This window comes from Streptomyces sp. NPDC046203, from assembly GCF_040646255.1.
Taxonomy (GTDB): Bacteria; Actinomycetota; Actinomycetes; order Streptomycetales; family Streptomycetaceae; genus Streptomyces.
Window position 1 is genome coordinate 22,559 of sequence record NZ_JBEYZX010000031.1, and the last position, 18,243, is coordinate 40,801.

An 18,243-nucleotide genomic window follows, 5' to 3' on the forward strand; every position below is an offset into this window, starting at 1 on the left:
GCGCGGGAACATGTCAGGATCGGGAGTGCCATGACTTCCTACGACGCCCCCACCCCCGGCTCCTTCCCCGACTCCTCCGCCCGCGCCCGGGACGCCGGCGCGGCCTCGGCCGTCGCCGGCGCCCGTGACGCCGAAGCCCGCCGCGCCGCCGGCACGGCCGTTCCCGACGGCGCCGCGCCGCAGGTCCCGGCCGCGCTGCACAGGCCCGTCCTCGCCTGGTTCGACCGGAACGCCCGCGACCTGCCGTGGCGCCGCCCCGAGGCGGGGGCGTGGGGCGTGATGGTCAGCGAGTTCATGCTCCAGCAGACCCCGGTCGTCCGGGTCCTGCCGGTGTACGAGCAGTGGCTGGCGCGCTGGCCGCGCCCCGCCGACCTGGCCGCCGAGGCGCCCGGCGAGGCCGTCCGCGCCTGGGGCCGGCTCGGCTATCCGCGCCGGGCGCTGCGGCTGCACGCGGCGGCCGTGGCGATAACGGAACGGCACGGCGGCGACGTACCGCGCGATCACGGCCGGCTGATCGCGCTCCCCGGGATCGGGGAGTACACGGCCGCGGCGGTGGCCTCCTTCGCGTACGGGCAGCGCCACCCGGTGCTCGACACGAACGTGCGCCGGGTGTTCGCGCGGGCGGCGACCGGTGTGCAGTACCCGCCGAACGCCACCACGGCCGCCGAGCGGCGCCTCGCCCGGGCGCTGCTGCCCGAGGACGAGGCGACGGCGGCCCGCTGGGCGGCCGCCTCCATGGAGCTCGGCGCGCTGGTGTGCACGGCGAAGAACGAGGACTGCGGGCGCTGCCCGCTCGCCGACCAGTGCGTCTGGCGGCTCTCGGGCAAGCCGGCCCACGACGGGCCGCCGCGCCGGGGCCAGACGTACGCGGGCACCGACCGCCAGGTCCGGGGCAAGCTGCTCGCCGTTCTGCGGGAGTCCACGGACCCGGTGTCGCAGGCGGCACTGGACGCGGTCTGGGACGAGCCGATGCAGCGGACCCGGGCCCTCGACGGGCTGGTCGCCGACGGGCTGGTCGAGCCGCTGGAGGGCGGCCGGTACCGGCTGCCGCTGTCCTGAGAGCGGCCGTTTCCTGAGACCGGCCGACCTGAGGCTGCTGGTTCCCTGGGGCCTGGGGCTCGTGTCCTGAGGGCACGGCCCGGCCTCGGGCCCGGGCTCCCTGGCCGTCCGGCCCCGCGCGCCCCCGCCTCCCCCTGCACCCAGCGCCCCCGCCCCGCACCCCGGGCCGGGGGCGCGCGCGTCCCATTCCCGCCGCCCCACCGCCGCCCCATCGCGGTCCCGCCGACGGCCCGCCCCGCCGTCCCGCGCGTCGCGCCACTCCCCCACCGTCCCCACCGTCCCCGCGGCCCCGTGCCGCCACCGCTCGCCGCCCCCATCCGGAACCGCGCGATCCGCTGTTACACAACCGATGGGCAGCCGTGCGCCCGCCGACGGCTGCCCCGCACACCCCCGTGACAACCGTTCCGTAGCGTTTTGCATGTACCCGGAAACCGGGGCGAACAGGGCAGGTCACGGGGATCGGAGGCGGTTCGGATGGCACACGGCGAGGGGCTCGGCGGCGGCAAGGTGCTCGATTTCGAGGAGTACGTGCGCACACGGCAGGACGCGCTCCTGCGCAGCGCCCGCCGGCTCGTACCCGACCCCGTCGACGCCCAGGACCTGCTCCAGACCGCGCTGGCCCGTACCTTCGGCCGCTGGGACGGCATCGCCGACAAGTCGCTGGCCGACGCGTACCTCCGCCGCGTCATGATCAACACCCGGACCGAGTGGTGGCGGGCCCGCAAGCTGGAGGAAGTCCCCACCGAGGAGCTGCCCGACGCGCGCGTCGAGGACGCCACCGAGCAGCACGCCGACCGGGCCCTCCTGATGGACATCCTGCGGGTGCTCGCCCCCAAGCAGCGCAGTGTCGTCGTCCTGCGCCACTGGGAGCAGATGAGCACCGAGGAGACGGCTGCCGCCCTCGGCATGTCGACCGGTACCGTGAAGAGCACGCTCCACCGCGCGCTGGCCCGGCTGCGCCAGGAACTGGAGAACCGGGCCGCCGACGGCGACACCCGGGCTCTGGCCGCGAGCGTGCTGGGGCGGACCACGGCCGCCGTACGCGGCGGACCGGCCGTACACGGCGGGCACGGCGGACACAGCGGGCGCAACGGATACAGCGGACAGGCCGTACACGGCGGAGACGACAAGCGGGAGCGGGAGCGGTGCGCGGCCTGAGAGCCACGGCGAACAAGGCCGGATATCGGGCGGCGAGCATCACGGCGATGGCCGGGCTCGCCGCCATCGGTGTACTCGTCGCCGGCTGCTCGACCGGCGGCACCGGCTCGCGCGACGAGGGCGCGGCCCACACCGGCGGGGGCTCCTCGCACGCCCCGGTCCCCGCGTCCCCGACCGCCCCGGCCGGCCAGAACCCCGACGGCGGCCAGAACGCCCGGCGGGTCGACCCGATCGCCCTGCTCAAGGCCGACCCGAAGATCGGCAAGCAGGTGAAGGAAGACCTCAAGCCGTGCGCGGGGGACGCCTACCCGGTGGACACCTCGTACGGGCACCTCACCAACTCCGGCGACCCGGACATAGTCGTCAACGTGATGACCTGCGGGGACGCGGTCGGCATAGGGACGTACGTGTACCGGCGGGAGAACGACGACTCGTACACGAACGTCTTCATCGAGGAGACGGGGGCGGTGTACGGCACCATCGACCGGGGCGATCTGATCGTCACCCGGCAGGTGTACGCCAAGGGGGACTCGGTCGCGTATCCCTCGGGCGAGGACGTGATCACGTACCGCTGGTCGGGCAACAAGTTCAACCAGCACGACTGGGTGCACAACGACTACAGCAAGGCCGTCGGCGAAGGCGGGATGGAGCCGGCCGAGCCGGCGCCGAGCCCGCCCCCGGACTGATCCGCGGCCGCCCGCACGCCCCATCGCACGCCCCCTCCCCAGCCCCCTCCCGAATTCCGATTCCGAGAAAGGACGGAAGGCATCCCCATGGCCGAGACCCATGTCCTGTTCGTCGAGGACGACGACGTCATCCGCGAGGCGACCCAGCTCGCCCTGGAGCGGGACGGCTTCGTGGTGACGGCCATGCCCGACGGCCTGTCCGGGCTCGACGCCTTCCGGGCGCGCCGCCCCGACATCGCGCTGCTCGACGTGATGCTGCCCGGGATGGACGGGGTCAGCCTGTGCCGGCGGATCCGGGACGAGTCGACCGTGCCGGTGATCATGCTGTCGGCGCGGGCCGACTCCATCGACGTCGTCCTGGGGCTGGAGGCCGGTGCGGACGACTACGTCACCAAGCCGTTCGACGGCTCGGTGCTGATGGCCCGGATCCGCGCGGTCCTGCGCCGTTTCGGGCACGCGAGCGGCCCGGGCGGCGGCACAAGCGGCGGTACGGACGGCGGCGGACGCGCGGGCGCGGCGGCGGGCGGGGTGCTCGTCTTCGGCGGCGGCGACCTGGAGGTCGACACCGAGGGCATGGAGGTGCGCCGGTCCGGTACGCCGGTCGCGCTGACCCCGACGGAGATGCGGCTGCTGCTGGAGTTCGGGGCCGCGCCGGGCACGGTGCTGTCGCGGGACAAGCTCCTGGAACGAGTCTGGGACTACGGGTGGGGCGGCGACACCCGGGTCGTGGACGTGCATGTGCAGCGACTGCGCACCAAGATCGGCCAGGACCGGATCGAGACGGTCCGCGGCTTCGGCTACAAGCTCAGGGCGTGAACCGGGGCATGGAACGGAGCACGGAGCAGGGCGCGGAGCGGGGCACGGGGCAGGGTACGGAGCGGCGCGTGAACCGGGGCTTGCGCCGGGGTGCGGAGCGGTTGCGGGGCCTCACGGCGGGCGCCTCCGGTGTGTCCGGTACGTCCGGTGCCTCCGATACGTCCGGTGCCTCCGGTGCCTCCGGTACGACAAGCGGGTCCGCTCCGTCCGGCAAGCCCGCCAAACCCGACGCCCCCGGCCGCCCCGGCGGCGACCAGGAGAAGGGGCGCGCGCTGCGCACGGGTGTCCGCTGGAAGATCGCCGTCGCCATCGCGGCCGTCGGCGCGCTCGTCGCGGTCACGCTGAGCCTCGTCGTCCACAACGCGGCCCGGGTCTCCATGCTCGACAACGCCCGTGACGTGCAGATGTGGCGGCTGCTCTTCGCCCAGCGCGTGTACGAGACGTCGAAGCCGAAGGAACCGCGCTTCGGCACCAAGATCAACGACCCGGCGCTGCCCACCCAGCTCGACCAGCTGATGCACGACCGGCGCCGCGGCACCTACGTACAGGAGCATCGCGGCGGCGGGCCGCCGGACGTCTGGGCGGCCGTACCGCTCGCCAACGGCGACGTCCTGTCGCTGCACGTGCCCTTCGCCGACCGGGGCGCCACGATCATGAAGGACCTGGACCGGGCGCTGATCATCGGCTCGGTGTCGGTGGTCTTCGGCGGCTGCGCGCTCGGTGTGCTCATCGGCGGCCAGCTGTCGCGCCGGCTGCGCAAGGCGGCCGCGGCGGCCGGCCGGGTCGCCCAGGGCAATACGGACCTGCGGGTCCGCGATGCCATCGGCGGTGTCGTACGGGACGAGACGGACGAGCTGGCGCGGGCCATCGACGCGCTCACCGACGCCCTGAACGAGCGCATCGAGGCCGAGCGCCGGGTCACCGCCGACATCGCGCACGAACTGCGGACCCCGGTGACCGGGCTGCTCACGGCGGCCGAGCTGCTGCCGCCGGGGCGGCCGACCGAGCTCGTACGGGACCGGGCGCAGGCCATGCGGACCCTGGTCGAGGACGTCCTGGAGGTGGCCCGGCTCGACGGCGCGTCGGAGCGGGCGGAACTCCAGGAGATCGCGCTCGGCGAGTTCGTGGAGCGGCGCGTGCGGGTCTTCGCCCCGGACGCGGTGATCCGGGTGGTGCACGAGTCCTGGGTCAGCACCGATCCTCGGCGCCTGGAGCGGATCCTCGGCAACCTGCTCGCGAACGCGGCCCGGCACGGCAAGGGCGCGGGGGCCGGCGGAGCGGCGTCCGGTGCCGGCGCAGGTCCCGATGCGGGTACGGGCTCGGGTACGGGTGCGGAGGCGCGGCCGGTGGAGGTCACCGTCGAGGGCCGGGTGGTCCGGGTCCGCGACCACGGCCCCGGTTTCCCGGAGGCGCTGCTGCGGGAGGGCCCGAGCCGCTTCCGTACGGGCAGCGCCGACCGCGCGGGCAAGGGCCACGGCCTGGGTCTGACGATCGCGACCGGCCAGGCCCGGGTGCTCGGCGCCCGGCTCACCTTCCGTAACGCCGCGCCCGAGGGCTCGCCCGAGGGGACGGGCGGCGCGATCGCGGTGCTGTGGCTGCCGGAGCACGCGCCGACGACCACGGGCAGCTTCCCCGTGCTGCGCCTGCGGGACTGAGCACGCGGCATCCGACCCGTCTGCGCGTAAGGGGACGGGTACGGAAACGGCCCCCGGCGTCGCGCGTGTGCGACACCGGGGGCCGTCCCCGTAACCCCGTACCCCGTATCCGTACGGGTGAGGGTGCTCAGACCGCTTCGGTGAGCTTCGGCGCGGCGTCCGCCACCACAGCGTCCGCCCCTCCGTTCTTCCCTTCACCCTTCTCCTCGTCCTTCTTCGCGAGGCCGGTCCCGCGCAGCGCGACCTCCTTGACGAAGAAGGCGAGGACGAAGCCGAGGACGGCGACGGCCGAGGAGACGAGGAACGCGGAGTGCGTACCGGCGGAGACCGCGTACTGGTACGCCTCACGCAGCGCGGCCGGCAGCTTGGCCAGGCTCGCCGCGTCGAGCTGCGCCGACCGGGCGGTCAGGTCGGCGCCGCCGCGGGCCGCCATCTCGTGGTTGACCTGGTGGTTGAACAGGGCGCCCATGATCGCGACACCGAAGGACGAGCCGAGGGTGCGGAACAGGGTGGTCGACGAGGAGGCGACGCCCATGTCCTTCATCTCGACGCTGTTCTGCGCGACGAGCATCGTGATCTGCATCAGGAAGCCCATGCCGGCGCCGAGCACCGCCATGTACACGCCGGAGGTGAAGCGCGTCGTGTGGATGTCCATGGTGGACAGCAGGAACAGGCCGACGACCATGAACGCGCCGCCGATGATCGGAAAGATCTTGTACTTGCCGCTGCTGGTGGTGACGCGGCCGGCGATCATCGAGACGACCATCATCGACAGCAGCATCGGCAGGAGCAGCAGGCCGGAGTTGGTCGCGGAGGCGCCCTGGACGGACTGCTGGTACAGCGGCAGGAAGAGCACCGCGCCGAACATCACGAAGCCGGTGAGGAAGCCGATCGCCGACATGAGGCTGAAGTTGCGGCTGCGGAAGATGTGCAGCGGCATGAGCGGGTCGGCCGCGTACCGCTCCGTGAAGACGAACGCCACGAGCGACAGCGTGCCGCCGACCGCGAGGCCGATGATGGTGGCCGAGCCCCACGCGTACTCGGTGCCGCCCCAGGTGGTGACCAGCACGATCGCGGTGATGCCGACGGTCAGCAGCGCGGCGCCGAGGAAGTCGATCCGGGTGCCGGGCGCGCGGTCCTTCTTCGGCAGGTGGAGCACGACGGTCAGCATCACGAGGGCGACGGCGCCGAGCGGCAGGTTGATGTAGAAGGACCAGCGCCAGCCCCAGTGGTCGGTGATGGTGCCGCCGACCAGCGGTCCGCCGATCATGGCGAGCGCCATGATGCCGGCCATCATGCCCTGGTACTTGCCGCGCTCGCGGGGCGGGATCAGGTCGCCGATGATCGCCATCACACCGACCATGAGACCGCCGGCGCCCAGGCCCTGGACGGCACGGAAGCCGATGAGCTGGCCCATGTCCTGGGCCATGCCGCTGAGCGCGGAGCCGATCAGGAAGATGACGATCGAGGTCAGGAAGACGCTCTTGCGTCCGAACATGTCGCCGAGCTTGCCCCAGATGGGGGTGGAGGCGGCGGTGGCCAGGGTGTAGGCGGTGACGACCCAGGAGAGGTGCTCCAGGCCGCCGAGCTCACCGACGATCGTCGGCATGGCCGTGCCGATGATCATGTTGTCCAGCATCGCGAGCAGCATCGCGATCATGAGGGCGAGCAGGACGACGCGGACACTGCGCGGCTGCGGCTCCGCCTTCCCCCCGGCCGTCGCCTCAGCCGGCGTTTCCGCCGACGCGTCCACCGGTATCTCCACCGCTGCCGCCGCTGCCTTCGCCCCTGTCGGACCCCGCTTGTCCCGCTGTTTTTTCGTCGTGTCGGCCATGTCCCCCACGTCGCTTCCTTACTTGCCGCCCGGCTAGTTACTACACTGGCGAAAATAGTGACCTGTAACTAGCCGGTCGTCAAGTAAGTTTCGTGGGAGCGAGAGAGCATGGCCCAGGCACGAGGCAACACCCGCCAGCGCATCCAGAACGTGGCCCTCGAGCTCTTCGCCGAGCAGGGGTACGAGAAGACCTCGCTGCGCGAGATCGCCGAGCGCCTGGACGTCACCAAGGCGGCCCTCTACTACCACTTCAAGACCAAGGAAGACATCCTCGTCGGGATCTTCCAGGACCTCACGCGCCCCATGGACGAGCTGATCGCCTGGGCCCGCGAGCAGCCGCACACTCTGGAGACCAAGCGGGAGGTGCTGCGCCGCTACCAGGCCGCGCTCCTCGCCGCCGCCCCCCTGTTCCGCTTCATGCAGGACAACCAGGCGGCCGTACGGGAACTCAGTGTCGGGCTGACCTTCAAGGAGCGCATGCTCGCTCTGAACGATCTGCTCCAGGACCCGGACTCGCCGATGACGGACAAGGTCCGCTGTGTCAGCGCGCTCTTCACGCTGCACGCCGGCACGTTTTTCCTGCACAACCACTTCGAGGGCGACCCCGAGGACAAGCGGGAAGCCGTCCTCGAGGTCGCCCTCGATCTGATCGAACAGGCCCAGAAGGGCCGCTGAGCCGTCCCTCGGGGGTTACCCCGAGGGGGTGTGGTGGCTCAAGCTCGGGCGCTCGGTCAGAGGTGTGTCAGAGGTGCCCAGGGGCACATCAAATGGTGACGCCGTGGGTGCGCAGGAAGGCAGCCGGGTTGACGGCGGAACCGTAGTTCGGGGTGGTGCGGATCTCGAAGTGCAGGTGCGGGCCGGAGGAGTTGCCGGTGTTGCCCGAGAGGGCGATCTGCTGACCGGCGGAGACCTTCTGGCCGACGGTGACCTGGATCTTCGAGAGGTGGGCGTACTGCGAGTACGTACCGCCCGCGTGCTTCACGACAATGGCGTTGCCGTACGCGGGGCCGTCGCCGCCACCGTTCGGACCGGCCTTGACGACCGTGCCCTCGCCGACGGACTTGACCGGGGTGCCGACCGGGACGGCGAAGTCCTGGCCGGAGTGCTTGCTGGCCCACATGGCGCCGCCCTGGTTGTACGAGGCGGACAGGGTGTAGGAGCTGACCGGCTTGACCCAGGCAGCGGACTTCTCGGCGGCGACGGTCTTGACCTTCGCGTTGGAGACGGCGGCCTTGACCTGAGCGGCGACCTGAGCCTGGACGTCGGCCTGCTTGGCGACGGCGGCGGACGCGGTGACGTTCACGGGACTGCCGACGGCAGCCGTGTGCTCGGCGGCGAACGCGGAGCCGGCACCGGCCACCAGCGACGCTCCCAGGCCGGCGGCGGCAAGGGCGACGGCGGTGGTGCGGATGCTGGGCTTCGTGACGCGCTTCGACATACGGGGAAAACCTCCGGTGGAACGGGATCCCGACGCGAATGCGGTGAGCGCTCGGCGCCGGGCTTGCTCATCCTTGGTAACCCGACTCCCCAACCAACCCAAAACGCCCTATCTACGACATGCGGTCGTAATGATCTCCCCTGAAGTCCAGCCCTTGACGACCCCCTGAAATACCCCGGAAAACCGGCGATCAAGGCGCCTCGCGCCCGCACTTATCCGCACGTCAGGGCCCTGCCGCCCAGCCCGGGCCCCGGCTCCGCCCGCCCCGCGCTCCGCTTGCGATTCCCCACCCTCCCCTTCGCCCGTCAATGTCCTGAATCAGCCATAAAAGGCAGCACTATTTCCCTTAGTACCCTCCGAAAACGCTGTGCCGCTTGTCACGATGGCCCTGCTGTGAATGCGACCTGGGTCACCCGGCTTATGCGACCTGGGTCACTCGAAATGCCTCGGGAAAACGCGTCCTGGACTTCCCCGGGGCTCCCCCGGGACTACGCTGACGGCTCTCGGGGAGGTTCCTGGGGAGGTCCGTGGGGAGCACGGGACCGGTAGGGGGAAGACAGATGGATCCAGCAGTCGTCGGCAGCCGCCTCGCCTCCACCGCGATCGGCCCACTCGTGAAGAAACTGCTGGTCAGCAGCGTCCCCGGGGCCGGTCTCCCGGGCTCCGCGCGCGGCATCCGGCTCTCGGGGCTCGTCACCTTCCGCGGCGAGAAGCGCACGCTGACCGAGAAGGACGTACGGAAGCTCGCCGTCACCCTGGTCGAACGGGCGGCGGCCGGTCCCGGCGAGCGGCCGTTCCCCGCCGACGAGACCGGGGCCATCGCCGAGGCCCTCGCGGCCACCCTGCTCTCCCTCGGCGACCTCGACATGGACGACGTCCAGGCCGTCCACCTCGGCGCCGACGCCCTCGCGGCCCGGCTGCGCGCCGCCGCCCCGGCCCCGGACGGGCTCGCCGACTCCTCGGTCCTCTTCCTGGACGCGGTCACCGGGGCCGCCTGCCGCCACATCCTGGAGTTCTTCACCCAGCGTCCCGGCTTCGTCGCCCGCACCCTGGTCGAGCAGACCCGCGCCCAGGCCGCCCTCGCCGCCAGGACCGACGCCGTCCTGGACCGCCTCCCGCACCCGGACGTCCGGGACGCCGCCTTCGAGCGCCGCTATCTGAAGCACCTGGCCGCGAAGCACGGCCGGCTCACCATCTACGGCATCGACCTGTACCGGTCGGAGGCCGAGTGGCCGCTGGACATGGCGTATCTGTCACTGGAGGCGACGGGGAGTGGTGAGGCGGAGGCCGAGCCCCGGGCGGGCGAGGGTTTCGATCTCCGGAGCGCCGTCCACCCCGCCGTACGCTCCCTGCGCGCCGACCACGCCCTCGCCCGGCACGACCGGATCCTGCTGCGCGGCCAGGCGGGCTCCGGCAAGACCACGCTCAGCCAGTGGCTCACCCTCGCGGCGGCGGCCGAGGAGCCGGTGGAGGGCATGACGTATCTCCGGGGCCGTATCCCCTTCGTCCTCCCGCTGCGTACCCTCACCCGTCACGGAGAGCGACTGCCCGCCGCCGCCGACTTCCTCTCCGCCGCCGGCTCCCCCTTGTCCGCGCCCGAAGGCTGGGTCGACCGGGTCCTCGCCGCCGGACGCGGCCTTGTCCTCGTCGACGGCATCGACGAGATCCCCGAGGCCGAACGCGGCCGGGCCCGCACCTGGCTGCGCGATCTGCTCGCCGCCTACGACGACGGCAACCGCTGGCTGGTCACCTCGCGCCCCACCGCCGTACGGGACGACTGGCTGACCCCCGACGGCTTCACCGAACTCACCCTCTCCCCCATGACCCGCGCCGAGGTCGCCACCTTCGTCCGGCGCTGGCACCGCGCGGCCGGCCCGGATGCCGCCTCGTACGAGCAGCCCCTCCTCGACGCCCTGCGCGCCAACGAGGACGTCGGCCTGCTCGCCACCAATCCCCTCATGTGCGGTCTCATCTGCGCTCTTCACCGCGACCGCCGGGGTTTCCTCCCCCGTGGCCGCAAGGCCCTCTACGAGGCCGCCCTCTCGATGCTGCTTGAGCGGCGCGACCGCGAGCGGGACATGGGGTCACCCACCGGCGTCCATCTGTCCGAGGACTCGCAGATCCGGCTGATCCAGCGCCTCGCCTACTGGCTCACGGTGAACGGCCGCACCCAGATCGACCGCGAGCGGGCGATGACGATCGTCGCCGAGGCCGTCCCCTCCATCCCGGAGGCCCACGCCTGCGGGAACCCGGAGACGGTCTTCACCCACCTCCTCCACCGCAGCGGCCTGCTCCGCGAGCCCACGACGGAGACGGTGGAGTTCGTCCACCGCACCTTCCAGGACTTCCTCGCGGCGAAGCACCTGGTGGAGCGCTGGGACATCGGGCTGCTTGTCGGCCACGCGGCCGATGATCAGTGGGAGGACGTCATCCGCATGGCGGTAGGGCATGCGCGCCCGCGCGAGTGCGACGAGCTGCTGCGCGAACTGCTGGAGGTCGCGGACTCCGCAGACGACCGCGCCACCCAGCTACGGGTCCTGGTCGTCGCGGCGACCGCGCTGGACCACGCGACCGAGGTCTCCCCGGGTGTACGGGAGGAGATCCTGGCCCGCACCGCCGAGGTCATCCCGCCCCGCTCGTTCGAGGAGGCCCGCGAGCTGGCAGCGGGTGGGCGGGCGGTGCTGCACCTGCTGGGCGGCCCCGACGACCTGGAACCAGGGGACGTACTGAACTCGGTGATCACCGCCTCGCACATCGTGGCCGGCGCAGCCCTCCCCTATCTGGCCCGCTTCGCGGACCATCCCGATCTCCCCATCCGTTCCCAGCTGATCTGGGCCTGGTCACGCTTCGATGCCCGGGAGTACGCCGAGGAGGTCGTCGCCCGGCTCGACCCGACCCATCTCCGGTACTTCGTGCCGGGCGACGAGCACGCCGACGAGCTGCTGCGGCTCGGGCTGCGCCCCGATCACCTGGAGATCGGCGAAGGCGTCTCGGACCCATCGCTCGCCCGGCTGCTCACCGCCTGCGACCCGGTCTCCCTCCATCTGCGACGACGCCGCCAACAGTCCGCGCTCGCAGCGCTGGCCGGACTGACCCGGCTGTCCTACCTGATCGTTCAGACCAGCGCGACCACCGTCTGGTCCGCCACTGATCTGCCCACGGGGGCCCCGCTCGCCAGTCTGGAGCTGCCGGCGGCCTGGCCCCGGGAAGGGCTGAGGCATCTGGCGCGACTGGAGCATCTGAAGCAGCTGAACCTATGGAAGGCCCCCCTCCTGAACGCCGGGGCCTGGCACCAGCTCGCCGACCTCACCAGGGTCCGTACCCTTTGGATCGACAGCAAAGGCCTCACCCTTTGCCCGGACGGCGTCACGCTTGACCACGTCAGGGCCATCCACCTGATCCACAACGAGCTCCCAGCGCTGGATCAGCTCGTACGGATCTTCCCGGCGCTGGAGGAGCTCGATCTCTATGCCCGCTCGGGAGGGAAAGCCGATGTGGCCGCCCTGGCCGGGTTGCCGGGGCTGCGGCTCCTGGGAGCGAGCACCGAGCTGACCGGCACCGAGCACCTCCCCCCGACCGTCGAGGTCATCACCTTCTGATCCCACGCCAAAGGGGTGGCCCCGGAACCGTCACCGGTTCCGGGGCCACCCCTCACTGCTTACTGACTGGTCAGGCTTCCTTCGACAGGTTCGGGCCCGCGCCGCCCGCCGCCTCGACCGGAGGAACGTCGGGCAGAGCCGACTTCTCCTCGCCGCGGAAGGTGAAGGTCTTCTCCTGGCCCTCGCCCTCGGTGTCCACGACCACGATGTGGCCGGGGCGCAGCTCGCCGAAGAGGATCTTCTCGGAGAGGGTGTCCTCGATCTCGCGCTGGATCGTCCGGCGGAGCGGACGGGCGCCGAGCACCGGGTCGTAACCCTTCTTCGCGAGCAGCTCCTTGGCGGACTGGGAGAGCTCGATGCCCATGTCCCGGTCCTTCAGGCGGTCGTCCACGCGGTCGATCATCAGGTCGACGATCTTGAGGATGTCGTCCTGCGTCAGCTGCGGGAAGACGATGACGTCGTCCACACGGTTGAGGAACTCCGGGCGGAAGTGCTGCTTCAGCTCGTCGCTGACCTTCGCCTTCATCCGCTCGTAGTTGGACTTCGTGTCGCCCTGGGCCGCGAAGCCGAGGTTGAAGCCCTTCGAGATGTCCCGCGTACCGAGGTTGGTCGTCATGATGATGACCGTGTTCTTGAAGTCCACGACCCGGCCCTGGGAGTCGGTCAGACGACCGTCCTCCAGGATCTGGAGAAGGGAATTGAAGATATCGGGGTGGGCCTTCTCGACCTCGTCGAAGAGGACCACGGAGAACGGCTTGCGGCGCACCTTCTCGGTGAGCTGGCCGCCCTCTTCGTAGCCCACGTATCCGGGCGGGGAACCGAAGAGACGCGAAACCGTGTGCTTCTCGCTGAACTCCGACATGTCGAGGGAGATCATCGCGTCCTCGTCGCCGAAGAGGAATTCGGCGAGCGCCTTGGACAGCTCGGTCTTACCGACACCCGACGGGCCGGCGAAGATGAACGAACCGCCAGGGCGCTTCGGGTCCTTCAGACCGGCGCGGGTACGCCGGATGGCGCGCGAGAGACCGATGACGGCGTCGTTCTGCCCGATGACGCGCTTGTGGAGCTCCTCCTCCATGCGCAGCAGGCGGCTCGACTCCTCCTCGGTCAGCTTGAAGACCGGAATGCCGGTGGCGGTCGCGAGGACCTCGGCGATCAGGTCGCCGTCCACCTCGGCGACGACGTCCATGTCGCCGGCCTTCCACTCCTTCTCGCGCTTCGTCTTCGCGGCGAGGAGCTGCTTCTCCTTGTCGCGCAGCGAGGCGGCCTTCTCGAAGTCCTGCGAGTCGATCGCGGACTCCTTGTCCCGGCGGACGGCGGCGATCTTCTCGTCGAACTCGCGGAGGTCCGGCGGCGCGGTCATCCGGCGGATGCGCATGCGGGAGCCGGCCTCGTCGATGAGGTCGATGGCCTTGTCCGGCAGGAAGCGGTCGGAGATGTAGCGGTCGGCCAGGGTCGCGGCCTGGACCAGCGCCTCGTCCGTGATGGAGACGCGGTGGTGGGCCTCGTACCGGTCGCGCAGACCCTTGAGGATCTCGATCGTGTGCGGCAGCGACGGCTCGGCGACCTGGATGGGCTGGAAGCGGCGCTCGAGAGCGGCGTCCTTCTCCAGGTACTTGCGGTACTCGTCGAGAGTGGTGGCACCGATGGTCTGGAGTTCACCGCGGGCCAGCATCGGCTTGAGGATGCTGGCGGCGTCGATCGCGCCCTCGGCGGCGCCCGCACCCACCAGGGTGTGGAGCTCGTCGATGAACAGGATGATGTCGCCGCGGGTGCGGATCTCCTTGAGGACCTTCTTCAGGCGCTCCTCGAAGTCACCGCGGTACCGGGAGCCGGCGACCAGGGCACCGAGGTCGAGGGTGTAGAGGTGCTTGTCCTTGAGGGTCTCGGGCACCTCGCCCTTGACGATGGCCTGCGCCAGGCCCTCGACGACCGCCGTCTTGCCGACGCCGGGCTCGCCGATGAGGACCGGGTTGTTCTTCGTACGGCGGGACAGCACCTGCATGACCCGCTCGATCTCCTTCTCGCGCCCGATGACCGGGTCGAGCTTGGATTCGCGGGCGGCCTGGGTGAGGTTGCGGCCGAACTGGTCGAGGACGAGGGAGGTCGAGGGCGTGCCCTCGGCGGGACCGCCTGCGGTGGCCGCCTCCTTGCCCTGCTGGTAGCCGGAGAGCAGCTGGATGACCTGCTGCCGCACCCGGTTCAGGTCGGCGCCCAGCTTCACGAGGACCTGGGCGGCGACGCCCTCGCCCTCGCGGATCAGGCCGAGCAGGATGTGCTCGGTGCCGATGTAGTTGTGGCCGAGCTGGAGGGCCTCGCGGAGCGACAGCTCCAGGACCTTCTTGGCACGGGGAGTGAAGGGGATGTGCCCGGACGGGGCCTGCTGGCCCTGACCGATGATCTCCTCCACCTGCTGGCGGACCGCCTCGAGCGAAATCCCGAGGCTCTCCAGGGCCTTAGCGGCGACACCCTCACCCTCGTGGATAAGGCCCAGAAGGATGTGCTCGGTGCCGATGTAGTTGTGGTTGAGCATCCGGGCTTCTTCCTGAGCCAGGACGACAACCCGCCGCGCGCGGTCGGTGAACCTCTCGAACATCGTTAATCGCTCCTCAGAGCGGTCAGTCAGTTAGGGGTCGATCCCCTCCCTGTCCTTCCGCAGCTTAGTCCCGCAAGCGGGGACCGCTCATTCCAACTGCCGACATCCGTCCGGATCACCCCCTGCTTACAGGGGAGACCGCTTGCCGAACACTCGACAAATGCTCCAACTCGATGGTGCGAGACGATGTTCCCGCAGGCCAAGCCGTCAGCCTCGGCTTAAGTACGCCGATGGCGAACGTGTGGCGCTTCTGTCTGCGAGACGCCCCTCCTCACATGGAATGTCTTACCCGTAGGCACGGACACTCCATGCGGCGCACCCCGGTTCCCTCCGCTACGGGCGAACAACCTTGCGCGCCCGAATGCACCCGTACGCCCCCATCATGGACACTCCTCGCTCCGGATCAAGGACCGAGCGTGACCAAACTCCCGGTGGGACGTTCCCCGAATATGCCTCCCGCCACCCTTCTTCCCGTCCCCCGCGCACCCGTCGACGTACCTCTCGACGTGTCTCGCGACGCGCCTCGCGGCACGCCTCGCGACGCGTCCTTCGGCGGTGGTGCGGCCCGGGCGGACCCGGGGGGCCGGACGGGCCCGGAGGCGCGGTGGGTCCGGTGGGCCCGGTGGTACGAGCGCGAGCTGGGCTGGCCCGCCGAGGCGGGGCCGCCCGTACGCCTGCGGACGGGGGTGCGCTTCGACGTCCTGGAGCTGCCGGACGCGGCCGGCCGCGAGACGCTGCGCCGGATGGGTGCCGGGCCGGGGCCCGGGACGGGTCCGGTGGCCCTCACGGGGCGGCGGATGTGCTTCCTGCTCGCCCCCGGAAGCGCCGATGAGCTGCCCGGACTCCTGGAGTGGCTGGAATGGGGCGGGATCCGGCTGGACCTGCGGGCCCTTGGAGCGGGCGGTCTGATGACCGCCCCCGCGCCGTCCGCCCGGCCGGGTGGGCCCGGCGGCGCCGCGGTGTGGCTGCGCCCTCCGCCGCCGGGTCCCGGCGCGGAGTCCTCGCTGCCCGCCCTGCGCCCCTCCCCCTGGAGCGGTGCGGGCGGCGCGAGCGGCGGACCCTGTCTGGCGCGGCTGGTCGCCACCGCCGCCGCCGCGTGCCATCGGACGCGGCTGCTGGGTGCGGACCGCGACCGCCTGCCGGGGCCGGGTGCCGTGGCACCGGCCGGCCGGCAGCGGGCGGGTCAGCGGTTGGCGTCCTCGTAGGCCGCCTTGATGTCGGCGGGCACGCGGCCGCGGTCGTTCACGTTGTAACCGTTCTCCTTCGCCCACGCGCGGATCTTCGCGGTGTCCGGGCTGCCGGCGGAAGCGGCGGCACGGCCCTTGCCACGGGTACCGGCACCTCGCCCGCCGGTACGGCGGCCATTCTTGGTGTACGGCTCGAGCAGGCCACGGAGCTTTTCCGCGTTGGCGGTGGTGAGGTCGATCTCGTAGGACTTCCCGTCGAGCGCGAACGTCACGGTCTCGTCCGCCTCGACACCGTCGAGGTCATCGACAAGAAGGACCTGAACCTTCTGTGCCACCGGATTTCCTTTCATCGAAAATGCAGTACGCGGAAAGGAAACCGCTTTTCCCGGGAAAACACAAACCCCTGGGAGAGGTTCAGAACCCCGGCAGCGCGGGAAACATGCGCGATTCGGACATAGATGGTCCGTTCCGTACCCCGATCACAGGTGCAGAAGCATCCGGCTGTTGCCCAAGGTGTTCGGCTTCACTCGTTCGAGTCCCAGGAACTCCGCGACACCCTCGTCATAGGAACGCAGGAGCTCACTGTAGACATCTCCGTCGACCGGAGTCTCCCCGATCTCGGTGAAGCCGTGCTTCGCGAAGAAGTCCACTTCGAAGGTGAGGCAGAATACCCGGCGCACACCGAGCCAACGGGCGGTGTGCAGCAACTTGTCGAGCACCTGATGTCCCACTCCGGCGCCCTTGAAGGAAGGGTCCACCGCGAGAGTACGTACTTCCGCGAGGTCTTCCCACATCACGTGCAGCGCGCCGCAGCCGACGACCGTGGCGTCGTCGTCGCGTTCCGCGACCCAGAACTCCTGGATGTCCTCGTAAAGGGTCACGGTCGCCTTGTCGAGGAGGATGCCGCGCCGTACGTACGGGTCGACGAGGCGGCGCAGCGCGGCCACGTCGGAGGTGCGGGCCCGGCGGACGGTGATGGCGCCGGCGGCCCGGCGGGCGGCGGCCGGCTCGGGGACGGAGGCGGGCGGCAGCGGCTGGGCGGAGGACGCCGGGGCCTGGGCCGGGGGCGATGCCGGGGCCGAGGCGGAGGCGGAGGCGGAGTCGGAGTCGGACGACGAAGACGACGGGGACGACGAAGACGCCGAGGATGACCGGGATGACGGGGATGACATGGGGGGACGTTACCGCCCGGACCCGGCGTCCTCTTCGTCCCCCTCGGCGGGTTCGCCGGATTCACCGGGGGCGGCGGGAGCGGGTTCCGTGACGGCGGCGGACTCGGCGGACGCGGCGGCTTCGGCGGGTTTCCCGGCTCCGGCGGGCCCCGTCGCGCCGGCGGGCTTCGCGGATTCGGCGGGTTCGGCGGGTTTCGCGGGCGGCTCCGCGACTTCGCCAAGTTCGGTGGCCGCGGCGGCTTCCGGGGGCTTCGCGGTTTCCGCCGATTCCGTGGATTCCGCCGATTCGGCCGGGGCGGGAACGGCGGCGGGAACGGCCTCGGTCGTGTCGGGGTTGCCGCGCTGGACGATGCGGACGGCGTCGTCGAGTGCCTCGCGCTGGCCGGGCGACATCATGCCGAAGAAGGCGACAAGGGCGGCGGCGGGGTTGTCGCTCTGCGCCCACGCTTCGTTCATCAGTGCGGCCGAGTAGGCGGCGCGGGTGGAGACCGCCGTATATCGATAGGCACGGCCTTCGACTTCCCGGCGCACCCAGCCCTTCTGATGGAGATTGTCCAATACCGTCATGACGGTGGTGTAGGCGATGGACCGTTCCTGCTGGAGATCTTCCAGGACTTCCCGGACGGTGACCGGACGGTTCCATTGCCAGACGCGGGTCATGACCGCGTCTTCCAGTTCTCCCAGTTGACGGGGCACAGCGCCACCTTAGTGCGAGACGACCGAATACACGTCCATTTATTAATAAATCGCCCCACTGGGGAACAAAAAGGACGTACGGCCTGACGGCGGTCGTACGTCCTCGGGGCGTGCGGATGCGCGGGGCCGCCACCCTAAAGGGCGGGCGGCCCGTGCATCGCGGGGGCTACGCGACGGTGTCGGCTCCCGGCTGCCGGGCCGACTCGGCGCGGGCGAGGGCGGCGTCCACGGCCGCGTCCTCCTTGGCCTTGTTCGGGCCGCCCTGGGTCTTGACGATCGTCACGACGAGGGCGATGAAGAACACGGCCATCACGACGGGGGGCAGGAGCGCGGATACGTAGTCCATG

Annotated in this window: 15 protein-coding genes; 8 read left to right on the forward strand and 7 right to left on the reverse strand. The window is 71.0% G+C overall.

Annotated features, from left to right (window positions below):
• Positions 1-30 precede the first annotated feature (30 nt).
• The 5 genes from ABZ990_RS21355 to ABZ990_RS21375 all read left to right on the forward strand — a co-directional run bounded on the left by ABZ990_RS21355 (position 31) and on the right by ABZ990_RS21375 (position 5,374).
• On the forward strand, positions 31-1,059 hold the full coding sequence (locus ABZ990_RS21355; RefSeq protein WP_361233666.1) for an A/G-specific adenine glycosylase: 1,029 nt from the start codon (positions 31-33) through the stop codon (positions 1,057-1,059).
• A gap of 474 nt (positions 1,060-1,533) precedes the next feature.
• Positions 1,534-2,217 carry a SigE family RNA polymerase sigma factor gene (locus tag ABZ990_RS21360; RefSeq protein ID WP_361233669.1) on the forward strand — a complete coding sequence of 228 codons (684 nt, stop codon included), beginning with the start codon at positions 1,534-1,536 and terminating at the stop codon, positions 2,215-2,217.
• Positions 2,205-2,903: a hypothetical protein gene (locus ABZ990_RS21365; protein ID WP_361233672.1), complete on the forward strand. Its 699-nt coding sequence runs from the start codon at positions 2,205-2,207 to the stop codon at positions 2,901-2,903. The genes ABZ990_RS21360 and ABZ990_RS21365 overlap by 13 nt, the downstream gene beginning before the upstream one ends.
• An 87-nt stretch (positions 2,904-2,990) precedes the next feature.
• Positions 2,991-3,719 (forward strand): two-component system response regulator CseB, encoded by a 729-nt coding sequence (gene cseB / locus ABZ990_RS21370; RefSeq protein WP_361233675.1) that lies wholly within the window; start codon positions 2,991-2,993, stop codon positions 3,717-3,719.
• 8 nt (positions 3,720-3,727) lie between these two features.
• On the forward strand, positions 3,728-5,374 hold the full coding sequence (locus tag ABZ990_RS21375; RefSeq protein WP_361233678.1) for a HAMP domain-containing sensor histidine kinase: 1,647 nt from the start codon (positions 3,728-3,730) through the stop codon (positions 5,372-5,374).
• 127 nt (positions 5,375-5,501) lie between these two features.
• On the opposite strand, the gene ABZ990_RS21380 is transcribed toward ABZ990_RS21375, so the two are convergent.
• On the reverse strand, positions 5,502-7,208 hold the full coding sequence (locus ABZ990_RS21380) for an MDR family MFS transporter (RefSeq protein ID WP_361233681.1): 1,707 nt from the start codon (positions 7,206-7,208) through the stop codon (positions 5,502-5,504).
• A 108-nt stretch (positions 7,209-7,316) separates the two neighbouring features.
• Here ABZ990_RS21380 and ABZ990_RS21385 point away from each other — a divergent pair, with 108 nt between their 5' ends.
• Positions 7,317-7,883 (forward strand): helix-turn-helix domain-containing protein, encoded by a 567-nt coding sequence (locus ABZ990_RS21385; protein WP_361233684.1) that lies wholly within the window; start codon positions 7,317-7,319, stop codon positions 7,881-7,883.
• Between the two features lie 88 nt (positions 7,884-7,971).
• On the opposite strand, the gene ABZ990_RS21390 is transcribed toward ABZ990_RS21385, so the two are convergent.
• The gene (locus ABZ990_RS21390; RefSeq protein WP_361233686.1) at positions 7,972-8,646 is read right to left on the reverse strand and encodes a M23 family metallopeptidase; all 675 of its coding nucleotides are present in this window, start codon (positions 8,644-8,646) and stop codon (positions 7,972-7,974) included.
• A gap of 560 nt (positions 8,647-9,206) precedes the next feature.
• On the opposite strand from ABZ990_RS21390, the gene ABZ990_RS21395 reads away from it, so the two are divergent.
• Positions 9,207-12,245, forward strand: coding sequence for an NACHT domain-containing protein (locus ABZ990_RS21395; protein ID WP_361233689.1), 3,039 nt, complete (start codon positions 9,207-9,209; stop codon positions 12,243-12,245).
• A gap of 70 nt (positions 12,246-12,315) precedes the next feature.
• Here ABZ990_RS21395 and ABZ990_RS21400 read toward each other — a convergent pair whose 3' ends face one another.
• Positions 12,316-14,841, reverse strand: coding sequence for an ATP-dependent Clp protease ATP-binding subunit (locus tag ABZ990_RS21400; protein WP_361233691.1), 2,526 nt, complete (start codon positions 14,839-14,841; stop codon positions 12,316-12,318).
• 416 nt (positions 14,842-15,257) lie between these two features.
• On the opposite strand from ABZ990_RS21400, the gene ABZ990_RS21405 reads away from it, so the two are divergent.
• Positions 15,258-16,046 carry an SCO3374 family protein gene (locus tag ABZ990_RS21405; RefSeq protein WP_361233693.1) on the forward strand — a complete coding sequence of 263 codons (789 nt, stop codon included), beginning with the start codon at positions 15,258-15,260 and terminating at the stop codon, positions 16,044-16,046.
• On the opposite strand, the gene ABZ990_RS21410 is transcribed toward ABZ990_RS21405, so the two are convergent.
• The 4 genes from ABZ990_RS21410 to ABZ990_RS21425 form a co-directional block, all read right to left on the reverse strand.
• A complete protein-coding gene (locus ABZ990_RS21410; protein ID WP_361233695.1) occupies positions 16,025-16,363 on the reverse strand; it encodes an Lsr2 family protein in 339 nt (112 codons plus the stop codon). The two genes, ABZ990_RS21405 and ABZ990_RS21410, sit on opposite strands and share 22 nt — an antisense overlap.
• Before the next feature lie 144 nt (positions 16,364-16,507).
• The gene (locus tag ABZ990_RS21415; protein WP_361233808.1) at positions 16,508-17,059 is read right to left on the reverse strand and encodes an amino-acid N-acetyltransferase; all 552 of its coding nucleotides are present in this window, start codon (positions 17,057-17,059) and stop codon (positions 16,508-16,510) included.
• 150 nt (positions 17,060-17,209) lie between these two features.
• Positions 17,210-17,896 carry a BlaI/MecI/CopY family transcriptional regulator gene (locus tag ABZ990_RS21420; protein WP_361233698.1) on the reverse strand — a complete coding sequence of 229 codons (687 nt, stop codon included), beginning with the start codon at positions 17,894-17,896 and terminating at the stop codon, positions 17,210-17,212.
• 166 nt (positions 17,897-18,062) lie between these two features.
• Entirely contained in the window at positions 18,063-18,242 is a 180-nt protein-coding gene (locus ABZ990_RS21425; protein WP_361233701.1) for a hypothetical protein, read from the reverse strand.
• Position 18,243: the final 1 nt, after the last annotated feature.

Bases quoted from the DNA above. Each gene is read 5' to 3' on its own strand.
- ABZ990_RS21395 (WP_361233689.1), top strand. From the start codon at position 9,207: ATGGATCCAGCAGTCGTCGGCAGCCGCCTCGCCTCCACCGCGATCGGC.
- ABZ990_RS21375 (WP_361233678.1), top strand. From the start codon at position 3,728: ATGGAACGGAGCACGGAGCAGGGCGCGGAGCGGGGCACGGGGCAGGGT.
- cseB (WP_361233675.1), top strand. From the start codon at position 2,991: ATGGCCGAGACCCATGTCCTGTTCGTCGAGGACGACGACGTCATCCGC.
- ABZ990_RS21425 (WP_361233701.1), bottom strand. From the start codon at position 18,242: ATGGACTACGTATCCGCGCTCCTGCCCCCCGTCGTGATGGCCGTGTTC.
- ABZ990_RS21400 (WP_361233691.1), bottom strand. From the start codon at position 14,841: ATGTTCGAGAGGTTCACCGACCGCGCGCGGCGGGTTGTCGTCCTGGCT.
- ABZ990_RS21390 (WP_361233686.1), bottom strand. From the start codon at position 8,646: ATGTCGAAGCGCGTCACGAAGCCCAGCATCCGCACCACCGCCGTCGCC.
- ABZ990_RS21355 (WP_361233666.1), top strand. From the start codon at position 31: ATGACTTCCTACGACGCCCCCACCCCCGGCTCCTTCCCCGACTCCTCC.
- ABZ990_RS21380 (WP_361233681.1), bottom strand. From the start codon at position 7,208: ATGGCCGACACGACGAAAAAACAGCGGGACAAGCGGGGTCCGACAGGG.
- ABZ990_RS21360 (WP_361233669.1), top strand. From the start codon at position 1,534: ATGGCACACGGCGAGGGGCTCGGCGGCGGCAAGGTGCTCGATTTCGAG.
- ABZ990_RS21385 (WP_361233684.1), top strand. From the start codon at position 7,317: ATGGCCCAGGCACGAGGCAACACCCGCCAGCGCATCCAGAACGTGGCC.